The sequence below is a fragment of the Pedobacter sp. GW821-FHT01D05 genome (genome assembly GCF_059422505.1).
In genome coordinates, this window is sequence record NZ_JBWKXA010000004.1 from 299,375 (window position 1) to 311,231 (window position 11,857).

Genomic DNA, 11,857 nt, shown 5'->3' on the forward strand with positions numbered 1-11,857 from the left:
AGATAAACTAAGTTTAAAAACATTAAATCAGTCAGTTCGTTGATCAAATTAACGTTAATTGAGTCAGTCTATTGACTGAATTAATGTTTTTAGTCGATAAGTTCTAAAGTTTCAATCGCTTCTTCAACGGTACTTATGTTATCGAAAGCAATCCTTAAGGTGTTTTTTACCTCTTTTAAATTACACATACGTGGATGGTTCTGTGCAAAATTTAAAATCTTGGTAAAGGTATTCGAATCGAAATAAGCAGATTGTTTATCGCTTAAGAAATATCCTCTTAAGCTGTTTTTCTTGAAACTAATTTTCTCGAAGCCTAATTTCTTGCCCAACCATTGCAAACGTACCACGCTGAGCATGGTTTTTACCTGTGGCGGAACCGGACCAAAACGGTCGGCCAAATGTTTTTCAAAAATAGCTAATTCTGCTTCGTTATTGAGTTTAGAAAGCTCGGTATATAAATTGTAACGCTCGGTAATATTGGTGATATAAGCATCCGGAATGTACAATTCCAGATCGGTATCTACCTGCGTAAAGCCCACAAACGGACGGGCAGGTTCATTTTCGAACAGGCCTTTAAACTCGGCTTCTTTTAATTCTTGAATAGCCTCGTCCAAAATTTTGTGGTACATCTCAAAACCGATTTCCGCAATAAAGCCACTTTGTTCGGCGCCCAATAAATTTCCACTTCCACGGATATCCAAATCCCGCATGGCTACGTTAAAGCCGCTTCCCAGGTCAGAAAATTCTTCAATGGCACTTAAACGCTTCCGGGCTTCAGAAGTTAAAGTAGATAATGGCGGTGAAAGTAAATAACAGAAAGCTTTTTTGTTGCTCCTGCCTACCCGGCCACGCATCTGGTGGAGATCACTTAAACCAAACATATGTGCATGGTTAATAATGATGGTATTGGCATTTGGGATATCTAAACCAGCCTCAATAATCGTGGTAGCCACCAAAACATCTTTTTCACCATTAATAAAATCGAGCATTACATCTTCCAGTGCGTCGCCATCTAGCTGGCCATGTGCAATACCGATCCTGGCTTTTGGAACCAGTTTCTGGATCAATCCACCCAATTGCATCAGGTCGTTTACCCGGTTATGGATAAAGAAAACCTGTCCGCCGCGGTCTAATTCGAACTGAACAGCCTCTTGAATCAGTTTATCATTAAAAACATGCAATTCAGTACTCACCGGTTGCCGGTTTGGTGGCGGTGTACTGATGATGGATAAATCCCTTGCCCCCATCAAAGAAAAATGCAGCGTTCTCGGGATCGGAGTCGCGGTAAGTGTTAAAGTATCAACGTTTACCCTTACAGCTTTTAACCTTTCTTTTGCAGTAACGCCAAATTTTTGCTCTTCATCAATAATCATGATGCCGAGATCCTTAAACTTTACATCTTTGCTCAGCAAACGGTGTGTGCCGATTAAAATATCAACTTTGCCTGCAGCTGCTTCGGCCAACGTGTCCTTAATCTGCTTACTGGTTTTAAAACGGTTAATGTAATCAACTGTAACCGGGAAATCTTTTAAGCGTGACGAAAAAGTTTTGAAATGCTGTAAGGCCAATATGGTTGTTGGTACCAGGATCGCTGCCTGTTTACCTTCTGCTACCGCTTTAAATGCCGCACGTACTGCAATCTCTGTTTTTCCGAAGCCAACATCACCACATACCAAACGATCCATTGGATGCGGCGATTCCATATCCTTTTTCACATCCTGGGTAGCTTTTAACTGATCGGGGGTATCTTCGTAAATAAAAGAAGCCTCCAATTCAGTTTGTAAATAGCTATCTGGCGAAAATGCCGTTCCAGCCTGGGTTTTGCGCAAAGCATAAAGCTTGATCAAATCCCTGGCGATATCTTTAACTTTTTTTTTAGTAGTTTTTTTTAGCTTATCCCAGGCATCGGTACCCAGTTTATTCATTTTGGGTACTCCGCTTTCCTTGCCGCTGTATTTGGCAATGCGGTTTAACGAGTTGATGTTTACATAAAGCAGGTCGTTATCCGCATAGATTAAACGGATCATTTCTTGTGTTTTTCCATTTACCTCAACCTTTTCAAGCCCGGCATATTTGCCGATGCCATGATCGATGTGGGTAACGTAATCGCCGGATTTTAGTTCCCGAAGATCTTTTAGGGTAATGGCCTGACTTTTCTGATAGCCTTTTTTAAGCTTGTATTTATAATATCGATCGAAAATCTGGTGATCGGTATAAAATGCGGTTTGGATCTGCGGATCAACAAAACCTTCGCGCAACATGCTATTGATCGGCGTAAACTTGGCCGTTTTATCAATATCCTCTAAAATGGCATATAAACGCTCAATCTGTTTTGGCGAATCGGTAAAAATAAAATTAACAATACCCTCTTTTTCATTTTCCTTAAGGTTGTGAATGAGTAGGTTGAAATCTTTATTAAACGATGGCTGTGGTTTGGTTTCAAATTCAAAACGGTCGGCGGTTTTATAAAAAAACTGCTTCCCGAATTCGATGATTGGAAAATCCTGAAGATGATCGCCCAGTAACTTTTCGTCAGTAAAGGCAAATTTTGGATCAATCCATTCGGGATTTTGGTTTTTATCTACCGCTGGTAGTGCTTTCCAAAGTTCAACAGCCTTTTTAAAGCCCGCTTTAACAATATCGAGGGTAAATTCTACATCTTTAAACCAAAGTTGTGTATCCTGATCGATATAATCGAGGATGCTGATGTTGCTTTCAGTTAAAAATTTCGCCTGAACATTCGGGACAATGGTAAGCGACTTAACATCGGCAACCGAAAGCTGACTTTCAATTTCAAAACTCCTGATACTTTCTACCTCATCACCAAAAAACTCGATACGGTAAGGAAGATCGGATGAGAAAGAAAATATATCTACAATACCGCCACGGATAGAAAATTGGCCTGGTTCGTAAACAAAATCTCTTCTGTCGAAATCGTAATCAATTAAAAATTCGTTGATAAAATCGATGCCCAATTTGGCACCCAGACTAATTTCTAAAGTGTTTTTTTCTAAAGCAGAGCGGTCAATAACCTTTTCGGCGATGGCTTCGGGATAAGAAACCACAATTTTTCCGTATTCCGAATCGTGGTTCAGTTCGTTCAAAACCTCCGCACGGGCCAAAACGTTGGCCGTATCAACCTGTGTAAAATCAAATGATTTACGGTACGAGGATGGGAACAATAAAACCTGTTTATCCAAAACGCTCTCCAAGTCAGACTGAAAATAAGCGGCTTCTTCCCTATCCGGTAAAACGAATAGTATGGGTTTATGTAATATAAAGTAAGAAGACAGGGCAACAATAGCATCGGCCGAACCCACCAATCCCTTTAATTGTATCTTTGGGTTTTTGCTGCTGTTCAACGCTTTGGTAAATTGAGTTACCCTATCGTCGGTTTTGTATCTGTTTATTAAATCGCGAATGTTCAAGGCACAAAAATAAGCTTATCTTTTAATATTAACCTGCAATTTGTGTAAAGGTTTTTTTAACTATTTTTGGCTGGGTTGCAGGTGAAAATCAAAAAAGGAAAAGAAATAAGTTCTTATTCTTAGATTCCATTACTCGTTTTGTCGAAATATATCCCTCTTTCGTCGATTAGGGGGCAAATTGATGTAACAAAGGGTACGCTATAACCTCTAAACCATATAAAAAGTGAAACAATGAAGTACATCAAAAGCTTTCCACTAGAACTTTTTTTCTGGGTTGCAGCTTTAGTATTACTGGCAACAGCGAATAGCCACGAACATCACTTCACACTTTGTCCTTTAGCCAATTTGGGCTTTAAAGACTGGTGTCCGGGATGCGGTATAGGCAGGTCAATCAGTCATATTTTACATGGCGAGTTTACCGAAAGCTTTTCTGAACATTGGTTTGGGTTTCCGGCACTTTTAATAATAGTTTATAGAATTTACACATTGATAAAAAATAAAAACAAGTTTAAAATTTCAACCACAAATACATAGCAACCATGGATATATATCAATCACCTCTAATGTCGTTACCAGGCATAACGCCAGAAGAATTTTCATACTTACAACAAGCTACCACCGGATTAACCGAGCAACAGTTGCGTAACTTCTTAATGGTTTATAGCAGCAAAAGGAAAAATCCATCAGACATGCTAATTTTCTGTTTAATCGGTTTATTTGCTGTACCAGGATTGCAAAGGTTTATCATCGGGCAGATCGGGATGGGTATTTTATACCTCTTAACCGCAGGTTTATGTTTTATCGGATCGATCATTGATGTGGTAAATCACAAAACCCTTGCTTTTGAACATAACCAGAAAATGGTTTTCGAAAGCTTACAGATGGTAAGAATGGGCGGTTTTCAGTAAACCTTTCATTTTTAGAATCCTTAATAATTTTTTTGGAAAGCAAAGACAGCGCAATTATTAATCTTCGTCCCGCCATACACTACAAGTCCGCACCCGATGAAAAATTGGGTTTGCGGGCTTTTTGTTTCGTCCCAGTTGGTTTTAGATTGTGGTAAACGTCTAAAATCTCACACCTCCACGAATGGATAGAAAACTAGTATTTTGCGTAATTTGAATCCCTGCCTTAACAAAGGCGCTAAGTTTTGGAATAAAACGATAATTCAAACCAAAGTCGAATTCTCCAAATGTTGAGCTTTTGTTTTTCCCCAGATCGTTTTTTAGAAAACTTTGACCAATTTTAAAATTAAAGAGTGGGCACAGTTTTTTTCGACCCGCTAAAAGCTCAGCGTCAAAACTTGGAGCTAACCCATCGGCATTTTTTAATTTAAGGTAGCTTAAGCCAATTCCAACGAATAAAAAGCGATTAATAATGAGGCCATTAACCACGTTAATTTCGTTTCCCCCGCCTTTGCCAGTCAAAAAATCACCTGTATAAGGCTCTATTCTGTCATATCTTATTAGTTGGGAGCCATAATAAAGATGACCATATTCTGCTTTAGCGCTATATTTAACTTGACTATAGCTTTTGCTAGTTATTAGGGTGAATAATAATAAGAAAGAAATTTTAAGGGCTTTTGTTTTCATCGATTGAGGGCGTTATCTATTTAAATTACGAATTTAATACTCGAAAACATATTATGCCAAGATTAAATTTTCATTTCTAACAAAAACGCCATTTTTTCTATCTTTAGAAAATGAAATTAGCCGAAATTACCAATTATCTCGAAAACATAGCGCCACTTAATTATCAGGAAGATTATGATAACTCTGGTTTGATTGTGGGTGATCCGAATATGGAAATCCGTGGGGCTTTAGTGGCTTTAGATTGTGTAGAAAAAATTGTAGATGAAGCGATTTCAACAGGTTGCAATCTGATTATTACCCACCACCCAATCGTTTTTAAAGGGTTAAAAAAACTCAACGGTAAAAATTATGTAGAGCGCGTAGTGTTAAAGGCGATTAGGAATAATATTGCTCTTTATGCTATCCATACCAATCTTGATAGTATCCACACAGGAGTAAATGCAAGAATTTGTGAGCGTTTGGGCTTAACAGGAACCAAAGTGCTTTCGCCGAAAACGGGCCTTTTGAAAAAACTAGTTACTTATTGCCCGCAAGCACAAGCCGAGCAATTACGGTCGGCATTGTTTTATGCCGGAGCAGGGAACATTGGCAATTACAGCGAATGCAGTTTCAATGCCGATGGTTTTGGTACATTTAAAGGTAACGAAGATGCTGATCCTTTTGTAGGTGAGAGAGGCGTTCGCCACCGGGAGGCTGAGGTGCGGATTGAAATGGTGTACCCAACACAAGCCGAACGCAAAATTCTGGTTGCTTTGTTCGAGAACCATCCTTACGAAGAAGTGGCCTACGATATTTACAAACTCGAAAATAAACATCAATTGGTGGGTTCTGGTATGGTGGGCTGGCTGGAATACGATATGGATGCTTATGATTTTTTACATTTGGTAAAAGATAGAATGCAGGCCAAAGTGGTTAGGCACACCGAGGTAATTGGCAAAAGGATCAAAAAAGTAGCGGTTTGCGGCGGCTCAGGAAGTTTCCTGTTAAAAGAGGCCATCGCTGCCGGAGCGGATGCTTTTATTACCGCAGATTTTAAATATCACGAGTTTTTTGATGCAGAGGAAAAATTGATCATTGCCGACATCGGACACTTTGAAACTGAACAATTTACCTCAAATTTATTGCTTGAAATTATTCAGAAAAAATTTACTAACTTTGCAATCCGTTTAACGGAGCAAAATACAAACCCCATAAATTACTTGTTTTAATGGAACAAACCGTAGAACAAAAGCTAAAGGCTTTATACGAATTACAAAATATCCACACAAAAATTGATAAGATCCGCCAGGTTCGTGGTGAATTACCAATGGAAGTTGCCGATCTTGAGGATGACGTTTTAGGATTAGAAACTAGAATTGCAAAAATCAAAGGCGAACTCGATGATCTTGAGGATTCAATCGTAACCCGTAAAAATACAATTAAAGATGCGCAAGCTGCCATCAAAAGATACGATACTCAATTAAAAGAAGTTAAAAACAACCGTGAATACGATGCTTTAACGAAAGAAATTGAGATTCAAGGTTTAGATATTCAGGTTTCTGAAAAGAAAATTAAAGAACATGGTTTCGAAATCACTTCTAAAACTGAAATCTACGAAGCTGCTAAAGCGGAGTTAGATGGCAGAAAGAAAGATTTAGAAGTTAAAAAAGGCGAGCTTGATGTAATTACTGCTGAAACTGAAAAAGAAGAGCAGGATTTACAAAAGAAAGCTGATAAAGCTGAGCCTCAAATCGAAGAGCGTTTATTGGTGGCCTACAAACGTTTACGCAAAAATGCTGTAAATGGTTTAGCTGTAGTAACAATCGACCGCGATTCTTGCTCAGGCTGCTTTAATCAGATTCCTCCTCAACGTCAGTTAGATATCCGCCAACGTAAAAAAATTATCGTTTGCGAGCACTGCGGTCGTATTTTGGTTGATGAAGCTTTAACGCACGAAGTAGCAGAAGCTTAATCCGCATCATAAAATTATTAGAACGTCCCGATTTAATCGGGACGTTTTTGTTTAGACCTATTTTCTGGCGTTTACACAAAACAAGAATATGATTTTAGCGTTTAATGTAGATATTTGTTTAAATGTGAACTACTGTTGCTATAGCGCAGAATCAAACTGAAATATATTCCCGAATGACTAAAATCTTCCCTGTTTTTGCACTTTCTGCCCTTCTCCTGCTTCCAGCGTCTTTATTTGCAAATTTCGATTTTAACAACAATTGCTTAAATGCCTATAAAAGTATATTCGAGCTTAAATTAGGCAATGCAAGGGCTTATATCTCTACCGAAAAAAAACAGCACCCCAATAATTCCATTATTCCACTTTTAGAAAATTACGTAGATTATTTTACAGTCCTAACATCTGAGAGCAAAGCTGATTTTGATCGCCTAAAGGGAAATAAATCTACACGGTTAGATCAAATAAGTGATGATGATAAAAGTTCGCCATATTACCTATATGCGCAGGCAGAAATTAATTTGCAATGGGCACTGATCCGTGGGCGTTTTGGTGAATATTTTAATGCTGCGATGGAGGTTAAGAAAGCCAACAGTCTTTTGCAGGAGAACAGTAAGAAATTTCCGAACTTTCACCTTAACTTAAAAGGCCTGGGGCTGATTAATGCTGTTCTGGGCAATCTTCCGGATGGAGCTTTAAAAACAGCATTATCTACTTTTGGAATCAAGGGTAACCTTCAGAACGGATTAAATATGTTCGAAAAACTGGCTGATAATCTACCAAAATCGTCTTACGAGCCTTTTTACGAAGAGGTGGTGTTTTATTATGCCTATGTATTAACCGATGTGGCGCATAGCCCCCAGGCCTATGCAAAAACCATAAAATATACCGAACGGATTGCCGATACCAGTTTGTTAAAAAGTTATTTGCAGAGTTATGTGTGCATTAAAAACGGACATAGCGAAGAAGCTATTACAATTTTAGCTAAGCGGCCTGAAGGGGGCGTGTATCAGCCTTTTCCATATTTGGACTACCTGGAGGGCATTGCTCGCCTGAACAAACTGGACCTTAACTCAGGAACGTATTTAAACCGCTTTTTGCAGACAACCAAGGGCGTTAATTTTGTGAAGGACGCTTACCTTCATTTGGGCTGGATCTCTCTTCTGAAGGGAGATAAAGCGGCTTACGTGGCATTTGCTGCCAAGGCTGTTAAAAACGGATACACTTACATGGAAAAAGATAAACAGGCGAAAGCCGAAGCGGCTTCAGGAGCGCCAACAATTGACCTGTTAAAAGCCCGGTTACTGTTTGATGGTGGTTATTTAAGCAGGGCCTTGCAGCTACTTGATAACAAGAAAGTAACGGATTACACTAACGATAAAGACAAAACAGAACTGAATTACCGTTTAGGTAGAATTTATGATGATTTAGGGAAAGACGATCAGGCATTAACAGCTTATCAGGAGACAATTAATGAAGGCAAAAATCTAAAATACTATTTTGCCGCCAACGCGGCAGTGCAGATGGGTAAGCTTTACGAAAGAAGGAAAAATAACGCAAAAGCGAAAGAGGCTTTCAATACGGCGATTGCCATGAAAAATCATGAATTCGAAAGCAGTATTGAAAGCCAGGCTAGGGCCGGATTAAAACGGCTAGCGAATTAGAAACGGTGTATAAAGGCATTAATGTGCATCCCAGCCCCTACTGAAGCAAAAACAGCTACATCGCCAGGCTTAACTTTATAGCCTTTAACTTCGCCTTTTAATACCAGATCTAATAAGGTTGGCACGGTGGCTACCGAACTGTTTCCTAGCCATGAAATCGTCATTGGGACTAGGTTTTCTGGCACTGTATCTTTACCGTAAAGCTTAAATAAACGTTTCATGATAGCCGTATCCATTTTCCCGTTAGCCTGGTGAACAAATACGATATTTACATCTTCAACGCTTAAGCCTGCTTTATCAATGGCCTTTTTAATCACCTGAGGCACCTGGATTACCGCAAACTCGTATAGCTTACGCCCATTCATTTTTAAATAGAAGTTTCCACTGGTCTCATCAGGATGAGATCCCTTGCCCATGGTAAGTAAATTACCGTAATTAACGGCATGTGTTTCTGTTTTATGGGCTAATATCCCTCTTTTTTCTGCTGATTCTTCAGCTTCGAAAATTACGGCTCCGGCACCATCCGAAAAAATCATACTATCGCGGTCATGTGGATCGATAATGCGGCTTAAGGTTTCTGCGCCAATAACCATAACACGTTTCGCATCTCCGCTTTTAATATAATAATCTGCCTGTATCGCACCTTGAACCCATCCTGGACAACCAAAAATGATATCGTAGGCAACACAGTCTGGATTTTGAATACCTAATTGTTGTTTTACCTTTGAGGCTAAAGAAGGTAAAATATCTATGCGGTTGCTACCTAAAGGGATATCGCCAAAATTATGACAGAATATAATATAATCTAAAGTTTCTTTATCAATACCTGCATTTTCAATGGCTTTTTCTGCGGCCTTTGCGCCAATGTGATTGCTTAACTGCTCGGGGCAGGCGTAACGTCTTTCTACGATTTCCGTAATCTCAGAGAATTTATCAATGATCTCTGAATTCTCTTTCTCCAATCGATTACCATTCTCAAAAAACGTCGAATTTAAGAATTCACTACCAGAAATAATATTCTTTGGGATATAACTTCCAGTGCCGGTAATTACCGTATTTATTGCTCTGCTCATAATTATAATACCGCATACTAAAACGGTATGTAGTATAAAAATATCAATTATATTCGGTAATCGAAAATAAATTAAATATTAGCGGAGTTTATTTTTTTAAGTGCAAATTTTAATAACCCAGCTTTTCCAGTTACGTTGAGCTTGTGCGGCATATTTTTACGATGAGTATCAACGGTGTTTAAAGCTATAAATAATTTTTGAGCAATTTGCTGTGAGGAATAGTCTTCACTCATTAATTTCAGGATTTCCATTTCCCTTGCTGTTAAATTATGGCTTTTTTGAAAATGTGCGGTATTATTATCTAGTATATTGATTTGAGATAATTAAATGGCTTATTTTAAATTACCAATCAATACCTCATAAATAATTAGGATATAATAAGCACTAAATATACCGATTAAAGGGTATATACCTCCCCTGGTTAATCTGTTATTTTTACATCAAATTAAACGACTTAAAAATGAAAAGTTTCTTAACTACTATTTTGCTCCTGTTTATGGTACAGGTGGTAAATGCACAATCACATGTTTCGAAAAGCGAATATGCCCGTTATAACTGCAGATTTGCACCTAAAGGCTGGAATAATGCGGAAGGAAAACTGATGTGCCCTGCTTGTGACAAAGAAAATGAGGACGCCCGTAAAAAGAAGATCGCAGATGATAAGGCAGCCTATGAAGCAGGTAAGATCCGAAACGCAAAACTTAAGGCTGAAAGGGAGGCAGACTTTAAAAAGAAACTGGCCGAAACTGCAGAGAAAAATAAAGTAACCGAAGTACGCGTAACGATGGGAAAAATGCCTGTAAAGGCAATCAAAAAGGCTGAATTGCCTGTAAAAAAAGCATCATCTAAACCCACAAAAGATATATTGTTTTTTGCCGACTATCCAGGATCAATGTCGATGAGTGGTAAAAACTTAAACTATTTTTTGAACGAAAATGGTGATACGGTTTTAAAAAGCAAGGATTATGAAAGCACTTTCGCGGCTTTTGGAGACAATAAAAATAATTTCCCTAAGAATATAGGAATCGTGATTTTGAATGAAGAAAACACCTTAACCAATGGTAAAACGAGAAAGGTTGTAGATATTGTTGACCTGAAGGGAAAACGGCTTTTTAATGATAAGAGCATCAGTACCATATTTCATTTAATGAACGATTATTTCGTGATTGGTAGAAGCAAGGATTTTGGGGAAGATTCTAGCTGGGGCTATAATTATAGAAGGATTCAGGATGTTGACATTTACAATGTAAAAACGAAAAAAACCATCACTTTGGATAAAGATCGCTCTAGAGTAGAACTTTATTTGACATTTGATCACCATAAACTGGAAGATGAGGGGTTAAAACCGGTGCTATCAAGAAGATATTCTAACTATGATGAAGACATATATTGCATAAATGCTGCAGGTGAGTTAGTGGTGAAAAGGTTTCAGAGTTCCAGATAGATTTATTGTATAATGGGATGGGTTTTATACAGGAAGATAATAGGGGTCTATCTGCTCATCCCATTAACTAAAGTCATCAATCAAGAACACAAAAAGCTCTTTAGGCCCGTGCGCGCCTAAAACCAATGTTTTTTCGATATCGGCAGTTCTACTCGGACCTGTGATGTTGCTGATCATTGATGGGATTTGATTACCATACTTGTTCTTCAATAAAAGAAAAGCATCTTTAAGATCTAAAACCAGCTGGCTTGTTTTTGCAATTACAATGTGGTGGTGTGGGAAAATGCTTAATCTCCTGCCGGCAGCACCGCTATTGCTTACCATTACACTTCCATTACGGGCAATTAAGGCTTCGCAAAGGGTAATGCCTACCTCTGCCTGTTCAAAATCTTTATCGGTTTGGTAAAAAGGGAATTCGTATTTGCTTAAAAACTGTTGAAGTTCTGGTTCCCAGCAGTATATTTTGCGCCATTTAAACTTATCGGCCAATTGCAGCATGTTTTCAAAGAAATCAATCCCATCTTCGCAGAAAATAAAGTTACCAGATATAGCGGTGAGCTGCTCGGCAAATAATACCTCTAGCTCATCCGTATTTTTTTTATACAATTGACTTTCTTCTAAATTAGGATAAGGGTTTTCGCGCTTCTCTAATAGTGCTTTCCTTATCTTTTTTAGTATTTGTTCTTTTGCTGTCGTATTATCCTTCAT

The 11,857-nt window shown here is 38.4% G+C and carries 11 protein-coding genes; 6 read left to right on the top strand and 5 right to left on the bottom strand.

Annotation, left to right across the window (positions count from 1 at the left end):
• Positions 1-89: 89 nt before the first annotated feature.
• Entirely contained in the window at positions 90-3,428 is a 3,339-nt protein-coding gene (gene mfd, locus AC07VK_RS16340) for a transcription-repair coupling factor (RefSeq protein WP_492961762.1), read from the bottom strand.
• A gap of 231 nt (positions 3,429-3,659) precedes the next feature.
• Between mfd and AC07VK_RS16345 the strand changes: the two genes are divergently transcribed.
• Entirely contained in the window at positions 3,660-3,962 is a 303-nt protein-coding gene (locus AC07VK_RS16345; protein ID WP_057930985.1) for a DUF2752 domain-containing protein, read from the top strand.
• A gap of 5 nt (positions 3,963-3,967) precedes the next feature.
• Complete coding sequence (locus AC07VK_RS16350; protein ID WP_057930984.1) at positions 3,968-4,336, top strand: TM2 domain-containing protein; 369 nt, start codon at positions 3,968-3,970, stop codon at positions 4,334-4,336.
• A gap of 159 nt (positions 4,337-4,495) precedes the next feature.
• Here AC07VK_RS16350 and AC07VK_RS16355 read toward each other — a convergent pair whose 3' ends face one another.
• Entirely contained in the window at positions 4,496-5,020 is a 525-nt protein-coding gene (locus AC07VK_RS16355; protein ID WP_492961764.1) for a hypothetical protein, read from the bottom strand.
• Positions 5,021-5,130: 110 nt separating this feature from the next.
• Between AC07VK_RS16355 and AC07VK_RS16360 the strand changes: the two genes are divergently transcribed.
• The 3 genes from AC07VK_RS16360 (at position 5,131) to AC07VK_RS16370 (ending at position 8,632) form a co-directional block, all read left to right on the top strand.
• Positions 5,131-6,228 carry a Nif3-like dinuclear metal center hexameric protein gene (locus tag AC07VK_RS16360; protein WP_492961766.1) on the top strand — a complete coding sequence of 366 codons (1,098 nt, stop codon included), beginning with the start codon at positions 5,131-5,133 and terminating at the stop codon, positions 6,226-6,228.
• Positions 6,228-6,971, top strand: coding sequence for a zinc ribbon domain-containing protein (locus tag AC07VK_RS16365; protein WP_057930982.1), 744 nt, complete (start codon positions 6,228-6,230; stop codon positions 6,969-6,971). The genes AC07VK_RS16360 and AC07VK_RS16365 overlap by 1 nt, the downstream gene beginning before the upstream one ends.
• A gap of 173 nt (positions 6,972-7,144) precedes the next feature.
• On the top strand, positions 7,145-8,632 hold the full coding sequence (locus AC07VK_RS16370) for a tetratricopeptide repeat protein (protein WP_492961768.1): 1,488 nt from the start codon (positions 7,145-7,147) through the stop codon (positions 8,630-8,632).
• Here AC07VK_RS16370 and AC07VK_RS16375 read toward each other — a convergent pair.
• Positions 8,629-9,705: a 3-oxoacyl-ACP synthase III family protein gene (locus AC07VK_RS16375; protein WP_492953799.1), complete on the bottom strand. Its 1,077-nt coding sequence runs from the start codon at positions 9,703-9,705 to the stop codon at positions 8,629-8,631. The two genes, AC07VK_RS16370 and AC07VK_RS16375, sit on opposite strands and share 4 nt — an antisense overlap.
• A 71-nt stretch (positions 9,706-9,776) precedes the next feature.
• Positions 9,777-10,019 carry a response regulator transcription factor gene (locus tag AC07VK_RS16380; protein ID WP_492962051.1) on the bottom strand — a complete coding sequence of 81 codons (243 nt, stop codon included), beginning with the start codon at positions 10,017-10,019 and terminating at the stop codon, positions 9,777-9,779.
• A gap of 146 nt (positions 10,020-10,165) precedes the next feature.
• Between AC07VK_RS16380 and AC07VK_RS16385 the strand changes: the two genes are divergently transcribed.
• On the top strand, positions 10,166-11,149 hold the full coding sequence (locus AC07VK_RS16385; protein ID WP_492961770.1) for a cell envelope integrity TolA family protein: 984 nt from the start codon (positions 10,166-10,168) through the stop codon (positions 11,147-11,149).
• A 63-nt stretch (positions 11,150-11,212) separates the two neighbouring features.
• Here AC07VK_RS16385 and AC07VK_RS16390 read toward each other — a convergent pair whose 3' ends face one another.
• A complete protein-coding gene (locus tag AC07VK_RS16390) occupies positions 11,213-11,857 on the bottom strand; it encodes a LutC/YkgG family protein (RefSeq protein ID WP_492953797.1) in 645 nt (214 codons plus the stop codon).